Genomic DNA, 23,355 nt, shown 5'->3' with positions numbered 1-23,355 from the left:
CGGAAAACCTCCGGGCGTTACATATGGCTTCTGACTTCCCAACCGACGACAGGCGAAATCCATGACCACGCGCAGCGAGACTGATACCTTTGGGCCTATCGAAGTGGCCGCAGACCGTTACTGGGGCGCGCAAGCGCAGCGGTCGCTCGGCAATTTCAAGATCGGCTGGGAAAAGCAGCCGGCCTCTGTCATCCGTGCACTCGGCATCATCAAGCAGGCCGCTGCCCGCGCCAATATGGCTCTTGGAGGGCTGGACGCCAATCTGGGCCAGGCGATCATCGCCGCAGCCCAGGAGGTCATCGACGGAAAGCTCGATGACCATTTTCCGCTGGTGGTATGGCAGACGGGTTCCGGCACGCAGTCCAACATGAATGCCAATGAGGTGATTTCCAACCGCGCCATCGAGATGCTGGGCGGGGTGATGGGCTCCAAGAAGCCCGTGCATCCCAATGACCACGTCAATATGAGCCAGTCATCCAACGACACCTATCCGACGGCCATGCATATCGCCTGCGCCGAGCAGATCGCGCATCACCTGATCCCGGCGCTCACCCACCTGCACAAGGCGCTGGAAGCGAAGTCCCAGGCCTTTTCCCATATCATCAAGATCGGCCGAACCCACACGCAGGACGCGACCCCCCTCACCCTCGGCCAGGAGTTCGGCGGCTATGCGGCCCAGGTGCATTCGGCGATCAAGCGCATCGGCGACACCATGGGCGGACTGCTGGAACTGGCCCAGGGCGGCACCGCGGTCGGTACGGGCCTCAACGCCCCGGTCGGTTTCGCTGAAAAGGTCGCAGAGGAGATCGCGGCCATCACCGGCATGCCGTTCGTCACGGCTCCCAACAAGTTCGAGGCCCTTGCCGCCCATGACGCGATGGTCTTCGCACACGGCGCGATCAACGCGGCCGCTGCCGCCCTGTTCAAGATTGCAAACGACATCCGCTTCCTCGGTTCCGGCCCGCGTGCCGGCCTTGGCGAACTCGCTTTGCCGGAAAACGAACCGGGCTCCTCGATCATGCCGGGCAAGGTCAACCCGACCCAGTCGGAAGCCCTGACCCAGGTCTGCGCCCACATCTTCGGCAACAATGCCGCCATCACCTTCGCCGGCAGCCAGGGCCATTTCGAACTCAACGTCTACAATCCGATGATGGCCTACAACTTCCTTCAGTCGGTTCAGCTGCTTGGTGATGCGGCCCGTTCCTTCACCGACAACTGCGTCGTCGGCATCGAGGCGCGCGAAGACAACATCCGCAAGGGCGTGGAGAATTCACTGATGCTGGTGACGGCGCTGAACGGTCGCCTCGGCTATGACATCTGCGCCAAGATCGCCAAGACGGCCCACAAGAACGGCACCACGCTGCGCGAAGAGGCAGTCGGCGGCGGCTACCTCACCAATGAGGAATTCGACCAGTTTGTCCGGCCGGAACTGATGATCGGCCCCAAATAAGTCGCTTGTCGCATGAGGCCGCAGGCGACCGCGGCACTCGGTATGGCCTTGTTGAGACTTGATAAAGCCTGTTGCCGACAGGCTAATCTCTCCACTTTAGAATCATTGCAATATTAACCTCTGCCACTTAAACGTCAGCCATCTCAATTGACCTCCAAAGGTTCCGCGATGGCTGACGATCTCTTTCCGCTTGGCGAAGACAAGACCACTTACCGCAAGATTTCCTCCGACTACGTGTCCGTCGACACCTTCAAGGGCCAGGAAATCCTGACCGTCGATCCGGAAGGCATGCGCCTGCTCGCCGAGACAGCTTTCGCCGACATCAACCATCTGCTCCGTCCCGGCCACCTCAAGCAACTGGCGTCGATCCTGCAGGATCCTGAAGCGACCGACAACGATCGCTTCGTCGCCTATGACCTCCTGAAGAACGCCAACATCGCCGCCGGCGGCATTCTGCCGATGTGCCAGGACACTGGCACGGCGATCATCATGGGAAAAAAGGGGCGCCGCGTCTGGACCGAGGGCGGCGACTACCAGGCGCTGGCCAAGGGTGTTCTGGACGCCTATGAGCGCAAGAACCTGCGCTACTCGCAGCTCGCCCCGATCAAGATGTTCGAGGAAAAGAACACCAAGAACAACCTGCCCGCCCAGATCGATATCTATGAAGAGGGTGAGGACGCCTACAAGTTCCTCTTCGTCGCCAAGGGCGGCGGCTCGGCCAACAAGACCTTCCTCTACCAGGGCACGCCTTCGCTGCTCACCCATGACCGGATGATCGACTTCCTCAAGGACAAGATCCTGTCGCTTGGCACGGCGGCCTGTCCCCCCTACCACCTCGCGGTGGTGATCGGCGGCACCTCGGCCGAAATGACCTTGAAGACGGTCAAGCTCGCTTCCACGCGCTATCTGGATGACCTGCCCACTCAGGGCTCCGAGAGCGGCCACGCCTTCCGCGATCTCGAAATGGAAAAGGAAATCCACAAGCTCACGCAATCCCTCGGCGTTGGCGCCCAGTTCGGCGGAAAATACTTCTGTCACGATGTCAGGGTCATCCGCCTGCCCCGTCACGGCGCATCGCTGCCAATCGGTCTTGGCGTCTCCTGTTCCGCCGACCGCCAGGCGCTCGGCAAGATCACCCGCGACGGCATCTATATCGAGCAGTTGGAAACCGATCCGTCGAAATACATGCCCGATATCGACGAGACGGCCCTGTCGTCATCCGTTGTGAAGATCGACCTCAACCAACCCATGAGCGCGATCCTCGCGGAACTGACCAAGCATCCGGTCAAGACCCGACTGTCGCTAACCGGCACCATCGTCGTGGCCCGCGACCTCGCCCATTCGAAGATCCGCGAGCGGCTTGAGCGTGGCGAAGGCATGCCTGACTACATGAAGAACCACCCGGTCTACTACGCCGGTCCAGCCAAGACGCCGACCGGCTACGCATCCGGCTCCTTCGGACCGACCACCGCGGGCCGCATGGACAGTTACGTCGACCAGTTCCAGTCTTTCGGCGGATCGATGGTCATGCTAGCCAAGGGCAACCGCTCCCGCGCGGTCCGCGAAGCCTGCAACAAGCATGGGGGCTTCTATCTCGGCTCGATCGGCGGACCGGCTGCCCGCTTGGCGCAGGATTGCATCCGCAAGGTCGAGGTCCTGGAATATCCTGAACTCGGCATGGAAGCCGTCTGGCGGATCGAGGTTGAGGACTTTCCGGCCTTTATCGTAACCGACGACAAGGGGAATGATTTCTTCCAGGAGTTCAATCTGGGTTAATTTCCACCCAAAATAGAACGTTCGCTAACTGCACGCCTTTGATGCTTTGGGCGCTTGCATTGCGATTTCAATGACTTGAATGGCAGATACCGCTGACCCACAATAAATCTATGGCCATTATTGGGGTATCTGCCATTAAATCTTTTCAAAGGAATTTGCCCTAACAATTATATTGATACGAATGACGGGAAAATATGGGAGTTCGCCGATGAACACGGCAACGACGCCGAAGGCGCAAATTCCTGATATTGTGGGGCAGATAACCTACGCCATGCGCGCGATGGGTATCGCTCCCATTCCCCGGAATTACGAACTGTTCTACGAAGCCTATATCGGTTCCAACCCTCCCCTTTCCCGCGAACTGGCAGCACTCGGAAACCGCGCAACGCAGGAAGAGCTGGATGCGCTGGGCGAGCAGTATATCGGCAACCAGCAGACCCGGGTCATTGAGCGCGCCCATAGCCGCCTGATCGGCGAACTGGACCAGCTATTGCGGGTTCTGAAGCAGGAACAGAGCTCTCTCGAAAGCTATAACAAGCTGCTGGGCGAGACCTATTCCCAGATCAATTCCAAGAGCTCATCGAGCGCCGACCTTCTGCGCAACGCCATCAACATGCTGACGGATGCCACCGGCAACACCATGGCCCATGGTGAAAAGACCGTGGAAAGCGTCAACCAGAAGTCCCAGGAGATGGACCAGGTCCGCAAGGAACTGGACGAATACAAGCGCATCGCCAACACCGACTCGCTGACGCGTCTTGCCAACCGCCGCGCCTTCGACGAGCGGCTTGCCATGGTCTATTCCCAGCCCGCCGGCACGCAACTGGCCGCACTCGCCCTGCTGGATATCGATCATTTCAAAAAGATTAACGACACCTATGGTCATCCCGTCGGTGACAAGATCCTCGCAACCGTTGCCAGCGTTATCCGTGCCAATGTGCGGCGCGACAATTTCGTCGCCCGCACGGGCGGGGAAGAGTTCGCCATCATCGTTGAGGGCAACACCGCCGAGGAGGTCAACCAGATGTGCGAACGCGTTCGCACGGCGCTGGAATCGACCCCGTTCAAGAATTCGAAGACTGGCGTCAACTACGGACCGATCACCATCTCGCTCGGCTTCTGCATGGCTGCCGATGCGGCAGACGCCGGCGAACTCTACAGCAAGTCCGATATCGCCCTCTATTGCGCCAAGAATGCCGGGCGCAACCGGACCAAGATATTCGAGGACGGCATGAAGAAAGACTTCAGCAAGAGCTGGCTGATCTATCGCCGCTGATCCTCACGGCGAAAACACCCGAAATCACCACATCGTCTTGGCGGCGCGAGCCGGCCATTCCCGGTCATAGGTGTCCTTGTCGAAATCCGCCTTGGCGGCTTTCAGGAGATCGCCTGGCGTCGGCAGGCTTGATGGCTCGACGAAATTGGCGGGATTCCAAAGATCCGAGCGCATCAGCGCCCGGGCACACTGGAAATAGACCTCATCGATCGACACGACCACGACCGTGCGCGGATGCTTGCCATCCATCACAAAACTCTCGAGGAGTTCGGGTGCCACGGAAACCACGGCTTTGCCGTTGATCCGCATCGCGGTGTTGGAGCCCGGAATGAGGAACATCAGCGCGACGCGCGGGTCGCACACGATGTTGAGAAGCGAATCGACTCGGTTATTGCCCCGCCAGTCCGGCAAGGCCAGAGTCCGCTCATCCTCGACGCGAACGACCGAGCCACGATCTCCACGCGGCGAGCAATCCAATCCCTCCGGACCGACGGTCGACAGCGCCACAAAGGGCGATTTCTCGATCATCAGCCGGTATTCCGCCGTCAGATGCCGTGTCACCTTCGCAACCGACGCTTCCGAAACGTCGCCATAGATTTCCTTGAGCGCCTCTGGGGTGCGGATGATGGTCACGGTGTCTTCTCCGTCAGTGTTAACATGCGCGTCTACGACGGACAGTTAACACGATTGTGACGGTTGGCGGCAGCCCTGTCAGGCCGCCCGCGGTTCCACATCGACCAGAAAGCTCGCGACATGGGCGACGACTGATGGCGCGCTGACGATCCGCCGATGTCCGAAACCATTGGCCCAGTGAAACCGCAGCGTCGGCGTAGCACCTTCGTATCGGCGCGCGTGTTGCACATCCACTTCCTTGTCGTCCTCGGCATGCACCACCAGGATCGGCACGCGCAGCGAGCGGGCGATGGGAATGGTATCCAGCGCGGCCAGGGAGACGCCGCCGATGCCTTCGGCCCGGCGGATCAGATCCGCACTGGCGGCGGAGTTAAGTCCAAGTTCGCGCGATACCCAGGCAAACCGGCTTTCGATCTCCGTCGGGGCGCCCACCAGCACGATGCGCCCAACGTCAAACCTCGGAACGCAGGGAAAGACACCGCCGACGGCAACCATCAGCGAGGCGCCACCAAAAGAATGCGCGACCGCCCCATCGAACGGCCCGTAAGTCCGGTTGACGGCCGCAATCGCCTCGGCGGCGCTGCGCAGATGCAGATGCCGGCCCGACGATCCGCCGTGCCCCGGAAGGTCCATCATGACCACCTCTGCGCCCGTGGCATGGATCTCAAGTGCCATCCGCGCCAGATATTCCGAGCGGGAGCCCCACCCGTGCAGCACCAGCACCCGCTTGGCCGACGGAGAAGCCCCGGCAAGCCGGTGGGTCATGACCGACTGGCCGGTGAGCGAAAACGCCAGGGGATGCGATGAGACGCCCGCCTGCGCCAACAGCTTGCGCCCGGTGTCCAGGGCTGTGCGGGCCTTGCCCGCCTTCGCAGACTTCGGCGGCGTTCTGCAAAACAGCGCCAAGGCCAGACGACCCGCCGTCACGGGACTGACCTTGCTCAACGTCGAGAATGCAAGCCGCGTGACCCGCCGGCGAAAGGATGGCATAGTCAGACTCCCGTAATATGTTCAACGATGAACAATAAAGTACAAGCATGAACAAAAAGCAAGGCCTGCCTTGGGACCACCCGCGTTTCAGAAGCTGGATCGCCGTTGGACGCGCCTGCCAGATGATGCAGAACACGCTGGCGCGAGCGCTCGCTCATCTCGACATCAAGCCGCCGCATCTCGATATCCTGGTCAATCTCTATCGTTTCGATGGCATTTCGCAGCAGGAACTGGCGCGCAAACTGCTGGTCGGTCGCTCGAACATGAGCATGCTGCTGCCGCAACTGGAAAAACGCGGCCTGATTGAGAGACGCAGCGATGCCAAGGACAAGCGCGTGCTACGCCTGCACTTGACCCCTATGGGCCAAGACTTAACGGCGCAGGCCATGGCGATCCAGACGGACATGATCGAGCGCACGCTGTCCGCGACGCCAATCGAGCAATGCCTTGAGATGGCAGAGGCCATGGAAAAGCTGATTGAGCGCCTTCAGGCCGAAGGCGGACGCGATTGATACGTTGAAGAGTTGGTATGGCCGTCAGCGGCGGTCGCGACTGAGACCCTTCTCCTCGAGCTTCTTCTCATATTCGCCAAACAGCCTGTCTCCATCCGTGCCCAGTTCGTGCAGATAGGTCCAGGTGAAAATGCCGGTATCGTGGCCGTCATCGAAGGCGATGCGCACCGCATAATTGCCCGTGGGCACCAGATTGGCGATGGCGACGTCACGCTTGCCGGGAACGGTGACCTCCTGGCCCGGCCCATGGCCCTTCACTTCGGCGGACGGCGACAACACGCGCAGCATTTCGGCCGGCAGCGCAAAGCGCGCGTCGTCATTGAAAGTAACCGTCAATTGCTTGCGGTCCTTCGACACCTTCAATTCCGTTGGCCAGATCTCGCTCATGTCGCCTCGCTCTTCATTCGAAGGATGAGTTAAGCGCGGCGCTCTCGCGGCGCAAGGCATTTTCGCAGCGCATCGAAACCTTGTTTGCTTGACGCAGGCAGCCAGACTGCCCAAATTAGTGGGAAAGGGAGTGCACATCTTGAACACTGTCGCCGGGCCGTTCGAAGCGGTGTCTTTGCTGGGACCCAAGGGCCAGCCGATGATCGATCCTTTCGGCCGCGCCGTGACCTATCTGCGGGTCTCGGTGACGGATCGCTGTGATTTCCGCTGCACCTATTGCATGGCGGAAAACATGACCTTCCTGCCGAAGAAGGACCTGCTGACGCTGGAGGAACTGGACCGGCTCTGTTCCGCCTTCATCGAAAAGGGCGTGCGCAAGCTGCGGCTGACGGGCGGCGAACCCCTGGTGCGCAAGAATATCATGTTCCTCGTGCGCTCGCTTGGCCGACACCTCAAGTCCGGCGCGCTGGACGAGCTGACGCTGACCACCAACGGCTCCCAACTCGCCCGCTATGCCGACGAATTGTATGACTGCGGCGTGCGCCGTATCAACGTGTCGGTGGATACGCTGGACCCGGCCAAGTTCCGGGCGATCACGCGCTGGGGTGAGCTCGACAAGGTCATGGAAGGCATCGACGCCGCCCAGAAAGCCGGTCTGCGCATCAAGCTGAACGCGGTGGCGCTGAAGGATTTCAACGAGCACGAGATCGTCGAACTGATGCGCTTCGCGCACGGGCGCGACATGGAACTGACCCTGATCGAGACCATGCCAATGGGCGAGATCGACGAAGACCGCACAGACCGTTATCTTCCCTTGTCGCAGGTCAGGGCAGACCTCGAGCGTCAGTTCACGCTGACCGACATCGCACACCGCACCGGTGGCCCGGCCCGCTATGTGGAGGTCAAGGAAACCGGCGGACGCCTGGGCTTCATCACGCCGATGACCCACAATTTCTGTGAGAGCTGCAATCGCGTGCGCCTCACCTGCACCGGCACGCTCTATATGTGCCTCGGCCAGAACGACGCCGCCGACCTCAGAGCCCCATTACGCGCGGCAGATTCGGATGCCCTTCTGTCGGCAGCCATTGACGCCGCAATCGGACGCAAGCCGAAGGGCCATGATTTCGTCATCGACCGGAACAATCATCCCGCCGTGCCTCGCCATATGAGCGTCACCGGCGGCTGACATCGCTTTTCGGCAAACCATGCCGAAAATCAATGCGCACACGACGGATCAATGGCAATCTAGGCTTGTCCGATGATGCGATTGCGATAGATACGGCATCACGACAATCGAGACGAGACAGATATGGCGTTGTCCGACAACACCAAGGGGGCGCTGCTGATGGCGCTTGCCATGGCGGCCTTTACTTGCAACGACGCGGTGATCAAAGCCGTCTCTCCGTATCTCAATGTCGGGCAGATCATGATGTTGCGCGGGTCGATGACGCTCGTGCTCGTCTATCTGATCGCGCGGCGCATGGGGGCAATCAGGCCACCAAGCGTTCTGCTTCAACCCATGCTGCTGCTGCGGGTCTGTTTCGAAATCGGCGCGGCTCTGCTATATGTCACAGCACTCGGTCAAATCCCGCTCAGCAATGCCGCCTCGATCCTGCAGTCACTGCCCCTGGCGGTCACATTGGGAGCGGCAATCTTTCTGCGCGAACCTGTCGGATGGCGGCGCTGGGCGGCGATCGTCGTGGGCTTCATAGGCGTCATGATCATCATCCGCCCTGGCCCTGAAGGCTTCACGATCGCGTCGCTTTATTGTGTCACCTGCGTGTTTTTCACGGCTGCCCGCGACCTGGTGACAACGCGGATTTCGGCCGATGTGCCATCCCTGACGGTGACGCTCTATACCACCGCAGGCAATGCCTTCTTTGGCGGCCTGCTGATCGTGCCGCTCGGTGGCTGGCAGCCGATTTCGGCTTTCACGCTGGGCATGCTAGCGCTGGCATCGCTGCTGGTCCTGGTCGGATACCAGTCCATCGTCATGGCCATGCGGACCGGCGAAATCTCGTTCATCGCGCCGTTCCGCTATACCAGCCTGCTCTGGGCGATTGGGCTCGGCATGGTGTTCTTCGCCGAACGCCCGGACCTTTGGTCGATCACCGGCGCCGTCATCGTCATCTGCTCCGGCCTCTACACCTTCTCGCGCGAGCGCAAGCGCGCGGCAAGGCTGGCCATGGGACAAGAATCACTGCCAGGATCGCCGCTCTGAGGAGGGCGTGGACGATCATGCGGGAGGAATAACAGAGTGAACCAAGGCATACCGTTCAACCGGAAGACCCCGCCGCATATCCTGACTCTGGTCGCCATCGCCGGCCTCGCAGCGCTGACCATGAATATCTTCCTTCCCTCGCTGCCGGAAATGGCCCGCTTCTTCGGCGCCGATTATGCCATCATGCAGTTTGCCGTCTCGGGCTACCTCACGGTGACGGCCATTCTCCAGCTTGTCATCGGACCGGCCTCGGACCGCTATGGCCGGCGGCCGACCCTCATCGCCTGCCTGCTGGTCTATCTCGCGGCCACGCTTCTCTGCATCTTCGCGACATCGCTCAGCGTCTTCATGGCCGGTCGCATCCTCCAGGCGGCCGTTGTCTCTGGCTTCGTGCTCTCGCGCGCCATCGTGCGCGACATGGTGCCGATGGAAGAGGCCGCCTCGATGATCGGCTATGTCACCATGGGTATGACGCTGGTTCCGATGATCGGCCCGACCCTCGGCGGCTACCTCAATGACCTCTTTTCCTGGCAGGCAACCTTCGTCACGCTGCTGGTCCTCGGCGTGCTCGTCCTCATCATCGCTTATCTCGACCTTGGGGAAACAAACAAAAGCCGCTCGGAAAGCTTCGGCGCCCAGTTTGCCGCCTGGCCGAAACTGATCACATCCCCCCGCTTCTGGGGCTACACGCTGACCGCAACCTTTTCGTCCGGCGCGTTTTTCGTCTTTCTCGGCGCCGGACCCTTCATCGGCAGCGTCGTGCTGAAACTGACACCCGGCGAACTGGGGCTGCAATTCTTCTACATCACGGCAGGCTATATGGTCGGCAACTTCGTCTCGGGCCGCTATGCCAAGCGCATCGGCGTCGCCAACATGATGCTCGGCGGTGGCATCATCGGCACCTTGGGGGCGGCCCTTTCTATGGTGCTGCTCGCGTGGGGCGTCGATCCCACCTTCGCCTTCTTCGTCCCTCAGGCCGTGGTCGGCTTCGGCAACGGAATGACGCTGCCGAGCGCCAATGCCGGTATCGTCAGCGTGAAGCCCGACCTGGCCGGCTCGGCCTCCGGACTGGCAGGCGCCATCACCATCGGTGGCGGGGCATCCTTCTCCGTGCTGGCATCCGCCCTAGTGACGGAACAGAGCGGACCCTGGCCTGTCCTGAATGTCATGCTGATATCGGGTCTGCTCAGCATGGCGGCGATCCTGTTCGTACGCTTCCTCGGCGACGCTGCAAATCCAGGCGAGGATCAATGAGCGCTCCCGGTTTTCCCGGACTGATCCTTGCCGGCGGCCAGTCGCGCCGCATGGGCACGGACAAGACGCAGGAACGTCTCGCCGGCAGGATGCTGATCGAGCATGTGATCGCAAGGCTTGACCCGCAGGTCACCAGGCTTTGGGTCAATGCGCCGCTGGACTATGCGCATTCTGTGGGCAGAGAGATCATACCCGATACGATGGCGGCACATCAGGGGCCGCTGGCGGGCGTGCTGGCTGGGCTGCGCCATCTCGCCAAGGCCGCCCCCGCCGCACCGGGCCTGGTCACCATCGCGGGTGACACCCCCTTCCTTCCCCTCGATCTTGTTACCCGCCTCACCGCAGCCTCCCGCGAGGGAACGATCATCGCACTGGCCGCTCACAAAGGCCGCAGCCACCCCCTGGCAACTTACTGGCCGGCTGCTCTTGCCGACGATCTTGAGGAATGGCTATCCCATCACGAGAACCGCAGGGTCCTCTCCTACATTGCAAGACATCAGCATGAGACGGTGGAGTTTCCGTCGCATGTCTCGGCGATCGGCGATATAGATCCCTTCTTCAATGTGAACACCCGGCAGGATCTGGCTGAGGCGGAAACACTGGCAAGGGCTTTGGGACTGTGAGTGCACCAAGGGTTTTTGGAATTTCCGGCTGGAAGAACTCGGGCAAGACCGGGCTCGCCGTTCGGCTGGTCGCGGAATTCACCCGGCGTGGCTATCGCATCTCCACGATCAAGCACGCCCATCACGACTTCGATATCGACAAGGTCGGCGCCGACAGCTTCCGCCATCGCGAGGCTGGCGCCCACGAAGTGACCATCGTCTCAGGCACGCGCTGGGCCATCATGCATGAATTGCGCGGCGCGCCGGAACCCAGCTTTGCCGAGATCCTCGGGCGGATCGCCCCTTGCGATCTCGTTCTGATCGAAGGCTACAAGCGCGAGCCGGTTCCGAAGATCGAGGCACGGCGGACCGCTGCTGCAAACCGTGAACCGCTTGCTCCCACCGATCCGCACATCGTTGCGGTGGCCGCCGATCACCCCGTGACCGACACGGGGCTGCCGGTGTTTGATCTCGATGACACCATGGCCATTGCCGATTTCATCGCCGGCGTCACCGGCCTTCCACCCATAGCCTGAAACGCAAAAGGCCGCCGGCAGGTCGCCGGCGGCCTCTTCATGTCGCTTCACGCGCGGTCTTACTGGTTGACGGCGACGGGCCGCACCAGGGAGGTCACGCGGCGGATCGCCACGCGGCGGTTCTGCTGTTCGCCTTCGAGGGTGCGGATTTTCAGATAGCGCTCGCCATAGCCCTGGACCTGCAGGTTTTCAGGCGGAATGCCGTAAACCTGGGTCAGGAGGTTCGCCACCGTTTCTGCACGCTTGTCGGAGAGGATCAGGTTAGCCTGGTCAGAGCCCACGGCATCCGTGTGACCTTCGATGAGGAAGGTTTCGCCCGGATCATTGTCCAGGATCTTCTCCATGGCTTCGGCCACCTTGCGCAGGGTCCGGGCCTGTTCCAGCGGCACTTCGGCCGAACCGGATGGGAAGGTGATGGTATCGAGGTCGATACGGCGCACCTTGTCGCGCAGACGTGCCGAGGACTTCACCTCGTCGATCGAGTAGACGCGCTCGACCCGTTCGACCGGCGGCTCTGCCAGGAAGTCGTAGTAGTCGCGGTCAGGCGCACGCGACGTCGTTACGATGTAATCGCTGACCGGAACCGTCAGGCGCATCGGCGGCAGGCTCAAGCCGACGTCGATGAACACACGAGCTTCCTCGCGATCGGCCTCCGGCGAATAGATCAACACATATTCCCGGCCACGGGGGCTGATGCGGGACCGCTGAATGATGTCGCCATAGCGGTTGTAGACCGTAACGATACGCGACTCGTCCGAACGGATCACCGTTTCGCGGACGCGGCCGCGGGACAGTTCTTCGTAGTAGGTTTCGGACGCGTCGTAGCGCAGGCGATCACGGTCATTGGAGCGAACCACGACCTGATTGCCGACATTGATGATCGTGCGGTTATCGACCTGCTCGATCACCTTAACTTGCGTCACCTGGTTGACGATGTTGTTCTGGACGATGTTGTTCTGAACGCCGTTGTTGACGTTGTTCACCGTGTTGTTGGTGACATTGTTGTTGGTCACGGTGTTGTTCGTGACATTGGTGACGTTCGTCACATTGGTCACGTTGGTGACATTGTTCACAACCGTCGTCGGCACGGCAAAGGTCGGTGCGGCCTGCAGCCGTGTTCCGTCCTCGGTTGCGGCAGCCTGGATGGCCTGCGGATCAACCTTGATCTCGGCCTGTGCGGCGGCATCGCTTTCCGGGGCGGCAACAGGCTGCTCCTGCGCACGCAGTTCGGTGCGGGTCTCGCGTGCTGCGGCACCACCAGTGTTGTCGGCATCCTTGTCGCTGTCGAGCACGGCAGCGCCACCATCGACCGGCAGGACAACAGTCTCGGCGGTCTTGGCCGGATCTTCGGCGACTTCCTGCTTCTGCTCCTCGGTCTGCGTTTCTTCGATCGCGACAACAGGTGCGTCGGCCGGCGGCAGGGTTGCCGGAACCACGACCTGCTGCGGCTCGGGCTGAGGCTGCTGCTCGCCAGCCTGCTGCTGAGCCGGCGCCTGGCCATCGGGCTGCGCGGGCTGCTCAGCTACCGGTGCGTCTGCCGCTGGCTGCGTGCCATCGGGCTGGGCGACGGCGGGCTGATCCGCAGAAGGCTGAGCCGGCTGCTCGGCCACAGGCGCATCGGCCGGCGGCTGGGCATTGTCAGGCTGTGCGACGGCTGGCTGGTCTGCCGGGGGCTGAGCCGGCTGTTCGGCCACGGGCGCCTGATCGGCCGGTTGTTCGGCGGGCTGCTGCGCATTGTCTGCCGGAGCCGGGCAGGCTTCCGCCGACGCGGCCTGGGAGCCATCAGCGCAGGTAACAGCCGCTGGTGCCTCTGCAGGCTGCTGTGCCTGCTGTTCGGCCTGACGCTGAGCCTCGGCCTCCTGTGCCTGCCGCTGTGCCTCTGCTTCGGCTTGACGCTGGGCTTCCGCTTCCTGGGCCTGACGCTGAGCCTCGGCTTCCTGGGCCTGACGCTGTGCTTCTGCCTCCTGAGCCTGCCGCTGAGCCTCTGCTTCCTGCGCCTGGCGCTGAGCCTCGGCCTCCGCCTGGCGCCGGAGTTCTTCCTCCTGTGCCTGACGCTGCGCTTCGGCTTCTTGTGCCTGGCGTTGGGCTTCCGCTTCTTGGGCCTGACGCTGCGCTTCCGCCTCTTGGGCCTGGCGTTGGGCTTCTGCCTCCTGCGCCTGGCGCTGGGCCTCGGCTTCGGCCTGACGCTGTGCTTCCGCCTCTTGCGCCTGGCGCTGGGCCTCGGCTTCGGCCTGACGCTGGGCTTCCGCTTCCTGAGCCTGACGCTGGGCTTCAGCCTCTTGCGCCTGGCGTTGGGCTTCTGCCTCCTGGGCCTGCCGCTGGGCCTCGGCCTCTGCCTGACGCTGCGCCTCGCGCGCGTCACAGGTGGCCTGGTCCGCGGCTTCTACGCCATCGGGGCACACGACGGCTTGCGCCAATTCAATGAGCGAAGCCTCGGCGAGATGCGATTGGGACATAGCCGAACCGATTCGCAGTGGCGACGACACGGCCGGCTTTGCGACGATGGCAAGCGACAGCACCGGTATGGCAACGGTCGCCAACAGCGTAGATCTTCTTTTCATTCACGTTTCCTTCCTGCTGGGATCCCGGTGCCCGACCCGCTGGCCGAGGTTCATCCCACGTGTTTCCGGCCTTGGAATCGGCCATCCCTGATGCTCGACGTTATAGAGCGCTGCATTAACCCGACCTGAACGATTTGGTTTCTCAGCGCCTTCCGTTTTTCCCCTAAATTGCGAAAGCGGCGACATTTTCCCCGATACACGTCTTTGGAGTTGATTTTCGCCGTCCAAAAGTGGGTATAATAAGGCCAAGTGACGACCGCACGTCACGCCGCATGGAGAGCCGAAATAAAAGACAGCGGCTCCCACCAACAGAGAGGATCCTCATGCGTATCTCATCCAGATTCTTTGCCGCGGCTTCGATTGCCGCCCTGTCGCTGTTTGCCGGCAGCGCGATGGCTCAGGAAAAGCTGGTTATCGGCACGGAAGGCGCCTACCCGCCCTTCAACAATCTGCAGGCTGACGGCACGCTGGTCGGTTTCGACATCGACATTGCCAAGGCGCTTTGCGAGGAAATGAAGGTGACCTGCGAATTCGTCACCAACGATTGGGACGGCATCATTCCCGCGCTGCAGGCGAAGAAGTTCGACGCCATCATCGCGTCGATGTCGATCACGCCGGAGCGCCTGGAAAAGGTAGATTTCAGCAAGAAATACTACAACACCCCGCCGGCGATTGCCGTGCCCAAGGATAGCCCGCTGACGGAAGCAACCGAGGCGGCGCTGGCAGGCAAGACCATTGGCGCCCAGGGCTCCACCACCCATTCGAACTATGCTGAAAAGCATATGTCGAAGGCCGACATCAAGCTCTACCCGACCGCCGACGAATACAAGCTCGACATCTCCAACGGCCGAATCGACGCCGTGGTCGACGATATTGTCGTGCTGTCGGAATGGATCAAGTCGCCGGAAGGCGCCTGCTGCAAGATCCTCAGCCCCCTGCCGATCGATGTCGAGATCAACGGCCAGGGCGCCGGCATTGCCGTGCGCAAGGGCGAAACGGCGCTTGCGGACAAGTTCACCGCAGCCATCGCCGCCATCCGCGCCAATGGCAAGTACAAGGAAATCAACGCCAAGTACTTTGACTTCGACGTCTACGGCGAATAAACGGCTCACCTCAAGAAAGCGCGCGGCGGAAGGCTTGCCCTTCCGCCGTTTTTATTTGACATTGTCAGGCAAAAGCAAAGCGGCTGAGCCGTAAGGGGAACCGAGTTGATCAGCGGAGTGTTTTCCGCCCTTGGCACATTGATTGCGTGGATCGGGCATATCCTGGATCCGCTTTGCGGGCCCGCGGGCATACTGACCTGGTTCGGCGGCAACTCGATCCTGTCCTGCGGTGACGCGGGCTGGGGCGATGACATCGCCTTCGGGGTCAAGATCACGATTTCGCTGGCAATCGCCACCCTGCCCGTAGGCCTCACCCTCGGCTTCCTCGTGGCGCTCGGCAACCAGTCAACGGACAGGGTGCTCCGGCTATCCTCCGGCATCTACACGACGATCTTCCGCGGCCTGCCGGAACTGCTGACCCTGTTCATCATCTATTACGGCCTACAATTTCTTATCCAGTCCGCGCTCGCCTCCATGGGCGTGGAGCAACGGGTCGAGATCAACTCCTTCTTCGCCGGGATGATCGCGCTTTCCGTCGTGTTTTCCTCCTATTGTTCGGAGGTCCTGCAATCTGCCTTCAAGGCCATTCCCCAGGGCCAGTATGAGGCAGGCCACGCGCTTGGCCTCAGTTCCGGCAAGACGATGCTTCTGATTATCGTGCCGCAATTGATCCGCATTGCGCTGCCGGGTCTGGTCAATCTCTGGATGAACCTGCTCAAGGACACGGCCCTGGTCTCCGTCATCGGCCTGTCCGAAATCATGCGCCAGACCGGCATTGCCGCGAAGGTCACCAAGGAGGCCTTCTTCTTCTACCTGTTCGCCTGCGCCCTCTATCTGGTGCTGGCCCTTGCCTCCTCCATCGGCATCGGCTTCATCGACCGAAGGATCCGCAGGTCGGAGGCGCCGCGATGAGCATTGCCCAGGAGATGATCCCCCCTCGCCCGGCTCCACCCGCCGTCCGCCCGCCACTGACGCGCGCCCGGGTCATTGGCTGGATCACGCTTGGCATCTGGCTGCTGCTGGTCGCCCAGCTGCTGCTCATGCTGGTATCGAACTGGGACGTCGAGAAATTTGTTCGCTATGGCCCCCGTTACTGGGACGGGCTCTTGATCACCGTCATGCTGGTATCCCTGTCCGTCGTCATGGGTGCGATCCTGTCGCTGCCGGTAACCTTCGCCCGCATGTCGAAGAACCCGGTGCTGCAGACGGTCTCCTTTGCCTTCGTCTATACCTTCCGAGGGACACCGCTTCTGGCGCAACTGTTCCTGATCTACTACGGCCTCGGCAGTTTTCGCTCGGCTTTTGAGAGCGTCGGTCTCTGGTGGTTCTTCCGGGATGCCTTGTATTGCAGCCTTTTGGCGCTGACCCTGAACACCGCCGCCTATCAGGCGGAAATCCTTCGTGGCGCGATAGAAAGCGTACCGCGCGGCCAGCGCGAGGGCGCCGCCAGCCTTGGCCTCAGCAAGACGGTGACTTTCTTCAAGATCATCCTGCCGCAGGCGCTGATCGTGGCGCTTCGACCCTATGGCAACGAGATCATCCTGCTGATCAAAGGTTCGACCGTGGTTTCGATCGTCACCGTCTTCGACATCATGGGCCAGACACGCTACACCTTCTCTCGGACCTTCGACTATCAGGCCTATCTCTGGGCGGCGGTCTTCTATCTGACGATTGTCGAGGGCATGCGACAAGTTTTGGGCGCCGTGGAAGCAGGATTGACCTGGCACCTCAAGCGGTAAGGTGCGCACAGGAAGCGGAAGCAAGATCAGAGAAGCATCAAATAAGTATATAGCTTTATTTGAGAAACAGCTTTGAGTGGCTTCCTTGGATTTTCTGGTTATTCATCGCCGACCGTCTGCTGAATTACCTCAATGGCTGCTCTGAGAGGCGCGAGGTTCTCGGTAATGACCGTCCAGACGACCTCATCTGCAATCCTGTGATACTCGTGGCGCAAGATATTGCCGATACCCCTGATTTGCTTCCACGGCACATCGGGTGCCCGCGATAGCAGGTCTTCGGGAATATGCCGGGATGCTTCCGAAATAATCTCAAGCGCCCGCTGGGTGGCAAGACGCAGCAGCCAATCTTGCTCAAATTCAGCAAGAGACTTTCCGGCTGTATGTGCCGCGATGCCGTCGATCGCTTCCAGCATTTCGGCCAGAACCGGCCCGACCCTGCGCTTGGCCACTAGAAGACGCGGACGGCAGACTGCTCGATATCGCTACGCAGCATGGGGTGCAGGCTGTTTCGCGTGGTTACATCCACCGTCATGGCGAGGTTTTCTTCCAAGAACTGCTTTATGCTGACCAGGTCGATCAGGGAGAACCGCTTGGCGGGGTCGTAATCAATGAACAGGTCAAGATCGCTTGACGCGCGGGCGTCGTTGCGGGCCGTCGATCCGAACAGATACAAGGCGGTTGCGCCCATATCCTTCACGGCATCGGCGTGCTGCTTCAGTCTATTGATGGCTTCGGTCCTGTTCATGTCATTAGCTTATACCATTTGGCGCCCCGCAGCCAGATTAATGACCACAGTCAGCCTAATGCTAGCATGCCCGGCGCAAATCGAATGATTTGGCAGCACTCTCCCAAATCGGCTGCCAAGCCCTTGTTTTTCCAATTAATCTGCCGATATGACAGTTTTGTTAAGCCTCGATTAAGCAGCCGGTGTTTCCATTTTATCAACCGCGTTTCACGCGGTCGGGAGCCGGACCAGATGGCACCTTCGGCAAGCCGTCGCGCCGGCCTCCTCGTCACAGAGTGGGAACGAAAAAAGCGAGGCTTGCATGAATTCGGAAATGGAACTGATGTTGCGGGGCTACGGCCTGACGACGGCGCATATCCTGTACCGCCTGCCCGACCATCCGGCACTGCTGCAGACCTATGTCTGGCAGCATTACGACCTGGCGCCGGATTTTCCCGAAATGAAGAACTTCCTCAAATTCTGGCAGGACAAGCTGGATGGCCCGCTCCACTCGGTGAGCTATGTCCACAAAAAGCTGATCCGCGCCAATGAATGGCGGGCGCTGAAGGGCGAATTCATCCTGCACTGACTGCCGTCAGACATGCACCTCCCCATGCGCGAACTCACCATCGTCGGGCTCTCGATACACGGAGGCGCAGAGAACCGCGGCGTAGAAGACGGCAACGGCGGCGATGACCGCGATACCAGGAACCGGCCCCAGGGTCGCATTTCCCAGGAGATGCACCAGGGAATAGACGAACTCGGTGCGATCCTGATCCGGCAGCAGTTTCGGCGAGGAGATCTTCAGCCCCCAAGCCAGGAGCAGGATGAAATACATCCAGCAGTAATTTCGCCGGAGCCTGCGAAACAGCGCTTCGCGATAGCTCATCAGGAAGACGGGCCGCCGGAGACTGCTCGCAATCGCCGTCGCCCAATCCGGATTGAGTTCGGCCTGCGGGCTGAGCGCCTGCGCAAAATAATATCGCTCCAACTGGCGCACCCGGGCGCGGTAGACATCGAAGAACCGGTACCGCCTGGCCTCGATGAACAGGAACAGCGAGATCAACAGCATCGCAAACAACACGACACCGTGATGGGACGTCGGTGTAGACAGCGACACGGACAAAAGACCGGCAACAACGGTCATCGCCCAGTTCGATGTCCGGTCGATCCGGTCGCGCCAGCTCGTCATCCGGCCGATTTCGCCGCGATAATAGTGAATGATCATGTTGGATTTTTCGACCGCGCTCGCGGGCAAGGATGGCGCGCGTCCCTTCGCCTCGGGGGCTGCGACGATCTGGTCGGCCATGGTCTGTTTCCTGCCCTGTAAAACCTTTTTTAGCTCAACTGAAAAAGCAGGCCGCGGTTCCGCCCAATCGCCATTGCAATTCACCCAGCGACAAACTAGACGCGAACAGAACAGCTATAGACTTTAAGGACGGTCGTCCGATTGGGAGAGCCTGATGGCGAGGATTGACGAGGAAGCGCTTGCCGAAGCCTATAACCGCGCGCTGGCGCTCGAAAAGGCAGGCGAGTTTGACGCCGCCGCCCTGGCCTACCAGGACGTGCTCGCCATAGACCCCGAGGATCATGGCGGTGCCGCTGTCCGGCTGGCAGCCATGGGCCGCGGCGAGACGCCGCCCCGGGCCCCGGATGCCTATGTCGAGACGCTCTTTGACCAGCATGCCGAGGATTTCGAGGATATCCTGGTCGAGCAACTCGGCTATGCCGTGCCGATGATGGTGCGGCAAAAGCTGCAGTCCCTGTCGCTCGGGCCGTTCAAGCGCATGCTGGATCTCGGCTGCGGCACCGGCCTGACGGGAGCCGCCCTGCGAGACATGGCAGCCGATATCACCGGCATAGACCTTTCGGAAAACATGGTCGAGATCACCCATGAAAAGGACATCTATGAGACGCTCTACGTCGCCGAGGTCGAGGATTTCCTGGAAGACAATGACGACGAGGCATTCGACCTGATCACCGCGACCGACGTCCTGCCCTATCTCGGCGCGCTGGAGCCGCTGTTCTTCGGTTCTGCGGAAAACATGGTGGAAGGCGCCATCCTGGCCTTCTCGTCCGAAGCCATGGCAGAGGACGACGCACACGACCTGCCCTACAAGGTCGGGCCACATCAGCGCTTCATGCACAAGGAAAGCTATATCAGGGAGCGGCTCGCCGCCACCGGCTTCGAAATTCTCGATATCGAGGAGATCAATGTCCGCATGCAGGACGGCGCCCCCAGCCCCGGCCATCTGGTGATTGCCAGAAAGCGAAAAGACAACTTTTAAGATTATAAATAAGTTGCGCTCTTAATGGTTGATTGTATCATTCCCTCATGATGGGGGAACGATCATGGTCACGATACAATCGTTATGGGAATGGCTTGGCAGCCTTGTTTCGAGCGCGACATTTGCTTCAGCTGCGCTCGCCGCGGGTACATTTTTTGCCCTGATTTTCGGACGCTACGAGATAAGGCTTCGACGATTGCGGATGATCCGTGATTATGTCCGCGCCTTTCCAAATACGACAGGTCCAGACGATCAACACGGCATCAATCCGTCCTTCGAATTTGTCCGGACGAAGTATTCGGCGGATGTGCGATCGAGGGACGAGAATTTCGATCAGGATCGGACTTCGGGCGTTCAGACGGCTGCACCCAACGCACCTTTCATCGTGATCGATGAAATAAACGAGACCATCAGTAAAACACGCTTCTTCATGAACCGGGGCGACTGGCGTCTCGCGGCGGCGGCCATCCCCTACGTATTCGTCATCTTTTTTGGCTTCAAACTGGTTTTCACCGGTCCGTTCTGCAATTTCGCGACGGATGGATGCGCACAACTGTATCTGAACTTCCTGATGGTTGGCGGTCTCCCCGTAGCATCAAGCGAGGCGGCCTCGGATGTCTTGAGGTGGACGGCTCAGAACACGCTGACGATCGCGGCCATAACCTTCACCGGCGCCTATGTCGCCTCCCTACGCTACATGGTGCAGGCGCTTTCGATCTTCGACCTGTCTGGATACACCATGATCCGACAAACGGCGATGATCGTCATCTCCGTGTTCGTAACTGTGATCCTGTATCGGGCACTCCCCGATGCGAGCGTGATGTCACAGGCCTGGACCAAGCCAGCCGCCATGACAGAAAACAGCGGTGTTTCTTTTGGGTGGATGGTGCTGGCACTCGCCTTCGGCCTGCTTCCCGGCAGCGTGTTCCAGTTCGCGGTGGTCAAGGCTTCCAATGTCATAAACTGGGTCAAGCAGACAGACGATCGGTTCGTCAAATGGACCCGTGTCGTGCCGCTCGATGTGATCGATGGAATAGACTATTTTACACGCTTTCGCCTAGAAGAATGCGGCATATCGGAAGTCCAGTCTCTGGCAACCTACAACCCCATCATGCTGCATATCGAGACTCCCTACGGCATCTATCAGGCGATCGACTGGATAGCGCAGGCGCAGCTTTGCTGCGTCGTCGGTCTGGATCGCTTCCTGATGTTGAGGCAGTTCAACATACGCACGATCTTCGACCTGGAACGCGCTTTGAAGCAGAACAAGACACAGGACGAAGCCGCCAAGGCTGCAACCGACCACTTCGATCGCATCTATGCGGCCGTGCTGTTTGCACCCAACAGCATGCTGGTCGGGATCCAAAAGGCCGGAGAGGCCAAATTTCTGGTTCCGGATGAAGGGGGGAAGATCAAGCAGGTGGATGCAGCAGAATTCAGCATCTGGGCGCTCAACTCCATCGGTGCCAGCAACCAATCAGCGTCCCTGGCCATCGAACACCTGATGGACTGGATCGGTGACGACTTGCACGTCAGACGGCTGCGCCGCTTGTGGAACGAGATTTCCGTACGTCTCGGTCCGCAATCCGTGGGGCTGTTGAACGACCAAGAGATCGCGCAGGGCAAGACATGATCCACCCTGGCGGCACTGGTTCGCAATGATGCTTCCCCCGTGCCGCCCCATGCTTTATGCCTCCTTGTGACGACATCATCACGCAGGAGCATACGGCATGGCAAAGGTGGCATTCATCGGTCTTGGCGTCATGGGCTATCCCATGGCCGGACATCTGAAGGTAAAGGGCGGTCACGACGTTACGGTCTATAACCGTACCGCCGCGAAAGCCGAGGCCTGGGTGAAGCAATATGGTGGCGCGATGGGCGAAACCCCCGCCAAGGCTGCCGAAGGCGCAGATTTCGTTTTCACCTGCGTCGGCAATGATGATGACCTTCGCTCCGTGACCACGGCGGAAAACGGAGTATTCTCCGGCATGAAGGCAGGCGCCATCCTGATCGACAACACGACGGCATCTGCCGAAGTCGCCCGCGAGCTTTATGACGCGGCCACGGCGAAGGGCCTGGGCTTCATCGACGCGCCGGTCTCCGGCGGACAGGCCGGCGCAGAAAACGGCGTGCTGACGGTCATGTGCGGCGGCGACGAAGCGGTCTTCGAAAAGGCCCGTCCCGTCATCGATGCCTATGCCCGCATGGTCGGCCTGATGGGTCCTGCCGGCGCCGGCCAACTCACCAAGATGGTCAACCAGATCTGCATTGCCGGCCTCGTCCAGGGCTTGAGCGAGGGGATTCATTTTGGCAAGAAGGCCGGGCTTGATATTGAAAAGGTTGTCGAAGTCATCTCCAAGGGTGCCGCAGGCTCCTGGCAGATGGAAAACCGCCACAAGACCATGAATGCCGGAAAATACGACTTCGGCTTCGCCGTCGACTGGATGCGCAAGGACCTGGACATCGTCCTGACGGAAGCCCGTCGCAATGGCGCCAACCTGCCGGTCACGGCCCTGGTCGACCAATTCTACAGTGAGGTCCAGAAACTCGGCGGCAAACGCTGGGATACATCCTCGCTGCTGGCACGGCTGGAAAAATGACCCTGTCGCCGGCCTCGAGCGTCCCGGAGATCGTCAGCGAACTCAAGGCCCGGCGCTCTGAAGACAACATCGCCGGCATGACGCGCTTCGGCATCGTCGCCGACAAGGCGGTCGGGATTTCCAATCCCGACCTGCAGAAACTGGCAAGGCTGATCAAGACGAACCACGCGCGTGCCTTCGAACTCTGGGCCACCGATATCCGCGAAGCCCGGCTGCTGGCACTCTACACCTTCGACGCCAGCGCGTTGACTGTGGCGGATATCCGCAGGCTCGTCGCCGATTTCAATTCCTGGGAAATTGTCGACGCGGCGGCCGACCTGCTGACACAAACCTCGTTCTGGCGTGACCTGATCCAGGAATTCGCAGCCGACGACCGCGAATTCGTCCGCCGGACGGCGTTTTCCATGATTGCCGGCGCGACCGTGCACAACAAGAGTGAGCCGGACGATACCCTGCTCGGCTTCCTGCCGCTGGTCGAGGCGCATTCCACGGATGCGCGAAACTTCGTCTGCAAGGCCGTGAACTGGTCGCTGCGCAATATCGGCAAGCGCAACCGTCACTGCCACGGCCCGGCCTTGGCGATGGCGGAAAAGCTGGCCACCTCAAAGGACAAGACGGCCCGCTGGATCGGCAAGGACGCCGTCAAGGAGCTTACGAGCGAGAAGGTTCTCGCCCGCACTGCCGCACGGTCCTAACCGGCTGC

The 23,355-nt window shown here is 60.6% G+C and carries 24 protein-coding genes; 17 read left to right on the top strand and 7 right to left on the bottom strand.

Annotated elements, in window-relative coordinates:
* Nucleotides 1-61: 61 nt before the first annotated feature.
* From fumC to B9A97_RS10720, 3 genes are all read left to right on the top strand, one after another.
* A complete protein-coding gene (gene fumC / locus B9A97_RS10730; RefSeq protein ID WP_084365331.1) occupies nucleotides 62-1,450 on the top strand; it encodes a class II fumarate hydratase in 1,389 nt (462 codons plus the stop codon).
* A gap of 168 nt (nucleotides 1,451-1,618) precedes the next feature.
* Nucleotides 1,619-3,226 (top strand): fumarate hydratase, encoded by a 1,608-nt coding sequence (locus B9A97_RS10725; RefSeq protein ID WP_084365330.1) that lies wholly within the window; start codon nucleotides 1,619-1,621, stop codon nucleotides 3,224-3,226.
* A gap of 208 nt (nucleotides 3,227-3,434) precedes the next feature.
* Nucleotides 3,435-4,502, top strand: coding sequence for a GGDEF domain-containing protein (locus B9A97_RS10720; protein WP_084365329.1), 1,068 nt, complete (start codon nucleotides 3,435-3,437; stop codon nucleotides 4,500-4,502).
* Nucleotides 4,503-4,526: 24 nt separating this feature from the next.
* Here the strand turns inward: B9A97_RS10720 and B9A97_RS10715 are convergent, their stop codons facing one another.
* Together B9A97_RS10715 and B9A97_RS10710 are read right to left on the bottom strand one after the other, a co-directional pair.
* Nucleotides 4,527-5,135, bottom strand: a complete 609-nt coding sequence (locus B9A97_RS10715; RefSeq protein ID WP_084365328.1) for a pyridoxamine 5'-phosphate oxidase family protein — start codon at nucleotides 5,133-5,135, stop codon at nucleotides 4,527-4,529.
* Between the two features lie 78 nt (nucleotides 5,136-5,213).
* Nucleotides 5,214-6,125 (bottom strand): alpha/beta hydrolase, encoded by a 912-nt coding sequence (locus tag B9A97_RS10710; RefSeq protein WP_084365327.1) that lies wholly within the window; start codon nucleotides 6,123-6,125, stop codon nucleotides 5,214-5,216.
* 47 nt (nucleotides 6,126-6,172) lie between these two features.
* Between B9A97_RS10710 and B9A97_RS10705 the strand changes: the two genes are divergently transcribed.
* A complete protein-coding gene (locus B9A97_RS10705; RefSeq protein ID WP_084365326.1) occupies nucleotides 6,173-6,637 on the top strand; it encodes a MarR family winged helix-turn-helix transcriptional regulator in 465 nt (154 codons plus the stop codon).
* Between the two features lie 24 nt (nucleotides 6,638-6,661).
* Here B9A97_RS10705 and B9A97_RS10700 read toward each other — a convergent pair whose 3' ends face one another.
* Nucleotides 6,662-7,024 carry a gamma-butyrobetaine hydroxylase family protein gene (locus B9A97_RS10700; protein WP_084365325.1) on the bottom strand — a complete coding sequence of 121 codons (363 nt, stop codon included), beginning with the start codon at nucleotides 7,022-7,024 and terminating at the stop codon, nucleotides 6,662-6,664.
* Nucleotides 7,025-7,223: 199 nt separating this feature from the next.
* On the opposite strand from B9A97_RS10700, the gene moaA reads away from it, so the two are divergent.
* The 5 genes from moaA (at nucleotide 7,224) to mobB (ending at nucleotide 11,637) form a co-directional block, all read left to right on the top strand.
* Nucleotides 7,224-8,210, top strand: coding sequence for a GTP 3',8-cyclase MoaA (gene moaA / locus B9A97_RS10695; protein ID WP_084365524.1), 987 nt, complete (start codon nucleotides 7,224-7,226; stop codon nucleotides 8,208-8,210).
* 123 nt (nucleotides 8,211-8,333) lie between these two features.
* Nucleotides 8,334-9,245, top strand: a complete 912-nt coding sequence (locus B9A97_RS10690) for a DMT family transporter (RefSeq protein ID WP_084365324.1) — start codon at nucleotides 8,334-8,336, stop codon at nucleotides 9,243-9,245.
* Between the two features lie 36 nt (nucleotides 9,246-9,281).
* On the top strand, nucleotides 9,282-10,499 hold the full coding sequence (locus B9A97_RS10685; RefSeq protein WP_084365323.1) for a multidrug effflux MFS transporter: 1,218 nt from the start codon (nucleotides 9,282-9,284) through the stop codon (nucleotides 10,497-10,499).
* On the top strand, nucleotides 10,496-11,122 hold the full coding sequence (mobA, locus tag B9A97_RS10680) for a molybdenum cofactor guanylyltransferase MobA (RefSeq protein ID WP_084365322.1): 627 nt from the start codon (nucleotides 10,496-10,498) through the stop codon (nucleotides 11,120-11,122). Before B9A97_RS10685 ends, mobA begins: the two co-directional genes overlap by 4 nt.
* Nucleotides 11,119-11,637: a molybdopterin-guanine dinucleotide biosynthesis protein B gene (mobB, locus tag B9A97_RS10675; protein ID WP_084365321.1), complete on the top strand. Its 519-nt coding sequence runs from the start codon at nucleotides 11,119-11,121 to the stop codon at nucleotides 11,635-11,637. The genes mobA and mobB overlap by 4 nt, the downstream gene beginning before the upstream one ends.
* Before the next feature lie 59 nt (nucleotides 11,638-11,696).
* Here the strand turns inward: mobB and B9A97_RS10670 are convergent, their stop codons facing one another.
* Nucleotides 11,697-14,198 carry an OmpA family protein gene (locus B9A97_RS10670; RefSeq protein WP_084365320.1) on the bottom strand — a complete coding sequence of 834 codons (2,502 nt, stop codon included), beginning with the start codon at nucleotides 14,196-14,198 and terminating at the stop codon, nucleotides 11,697-11,699.
* A 323-nt stretch (nucleotides 14,199-14,521) separates the two neighbouring features.
* On the opposite strand from B9A97_RS10670, the gene B9A97_RS10665 reads away from it, so the two are divergent.
* From B9A97_RS10665 to B9A97_RS10655, 3 genes are all read left to right on the top strand, one after another.
* Nucleotides 14,522-15,301, top strand: coding sequence for an ABC transporter substrate-binding protein (locus B9A97_RS10665; protein ID WP_084365319.1), 780 nt, complete (start codon nucleotides 14,522-14,524; stop codon nucleotides 15,299-15,301).
* Between the two features lie 108 nt (nucleotides 15,302-15,409).
* Nucleotides 15,410-16,213 carry an ABC transporter permease gene (locus tag B9A97_RS10660; RefSeq protein WP_084365523.1) on the top strand — a complete coding sequence of 268 codons (804 nt, stop codon included), beginning with the start codon at nucleotides 15,410-15,412 and terminating at the stop codon, nucleotides 16,211-16,213.
* A complete protein-coding gene (locus B9A97_RS10655) occupies nucleotides 16,210-17,040 on the top strand; it encodes an ABC transporter permease (RefSeq protein WP_084365318.1) in 831 nt (276 codons plus the stop codon). The genes B9A97_RS10660 and B9A97_RS10655 overlap by 4 nt, the downstream gene beginning before the upstream one ends.
* A gap of 98 nt (nucleotides 17,041-17,138) precedes the next feature.
* Here the strand turns inward: B9A97_RS10655 and B9A97_RS10650 are convergent, their stop codons facing one another.
* On the bottom strand, nucleotides 17,139-17,453 hold the full coding sequence (locus tag B9A97_RS10650) for a HepT-like ribonuclease domain-containing protein (protein WP_244564179.1): 315 nt from the start codon (nucleotides 17,451-17,453) through the stop codon (nucleotides 17,139-17,141).
* 35 nt (nucleotides 17,454-17,488) lie between these two features.
* Entirely contained in the window at nucleotides 17,489-17,785 is a 297-nt protein-coding gene (locus B9A97_RS10645; RefSeq protein WP_084365316.1) for a nucleotidyltransferase family protein, read from the bottom strand.
* 301 nt (nucleotides 17,786-18,086) lie between these two features.
* Between B9A97_RS10645 and B9A97_RS10640 the strand changes: the two genes are divergently transcribed.
* Nucleotides 18,087-18,353: an usg protein gene (locus tag B9A97_RS10640; protein ID WP_084365315.1), complete on the top strand. Its 267-nt coding sequence runs from the start codon at nucleotides 18,087-18,089 to the stop codon at nucleotides 18,351-18,353.
* A 6-nt stretch (nucleotides 18,354-18,359) separates the two neighbouring features.
* Here B9A97_RS10640 and B9A97_RS10635 read toward each other — a convergent pair whose 3' ends face one another.
* Complete coding sequence (locus tag B9A97_RS10635; protein WP_244564192.1) at nucleotides 18,360-18,992, bottom strand: DUF2270 domain-containing protein; 633 nt, start codon at nucleotides 18,990-18,992, stop codon at nucleotides 18,360-18,362.
* A 235-nt stretch (nucleotides 18,993-19,227) separates the two neighbouring features.
* On the opposite strand from B9A97_RS10635, the gene B9A97_RS10630 reads away from it, so the two are divergent.
* The 4 genes from B9A97_RS10630 (at nucleotide 19,228) to B9A97_RS10615 (ending at nucleotide 23,347) form a co-directional block, all read left to right on the top strand.
* Nucleotides 19,228-20,052 carry a class I SAM-dependent DNA methyltransferase gene (locus B9A97_RS10630; RefSeq protein WP_084365313.1) on the top strand — a complete coding sequence of 275 codons (825 nt, stop codon included), beginning with the start codon at nucleotides 19,228-19,230 and terminating at the stop codon, nucleotides 20,050-20,052.
* Nucleotides 20,053-20,116: 64 nt separating this feature from the next.
* Complete coding sequence (locus B9A97_RS10625) at nucleotides 20,117-21,685, top strand: hypothetical protein (protein WP_143530408.1); 1,569 nt, start codon at nucleotides 20,117-20,119, stop codon at nucleotides 21,683-21,685.
* 97 nt (nucleotides 21,686-21,782) lie between these two features.
* The gene (locus B9A97_RS10620) at nucleotides 21,783-22,652 is read left to right on the top strand and encodes an NAD(P)-dependent oxidoreductase (protein WP_084365311.1); all 870 of its coding nucleotides are present in this window, start codon (nucleotides 21,783-21,785) and stop codon (nucleotides 22,650-22,652) included.
* Entirely contained in the window at nucleotides 22,649-23,347 is a 699-nt protein-coding gene (locus B9A97_RS10615) for a DNA alkylation repair protein (RefSeq protein ID WP_084365310.1), read from the top strand. The genes B9A97_RS10620 and B9A97_RS10615 overlap by 4 nt, the downstream gene beginning before the upstream one ends.
* Nucleotides 23,348-23,355 lie beyond the last annotated feature (8 nt).

Source organism: Rhizobium sp. RU36D, from assembly GCF_900176345.1.
GTDB lineage: Bacteria > Pseudomonadota > Alphaproteobacteria > Rhizobiales > Rhizobiaceae > Allorhizobium.
Note: the sequence above shows the minus strand (reverse complement) of the source record. Positions and strands in the feature narration are given on the sequence as shown.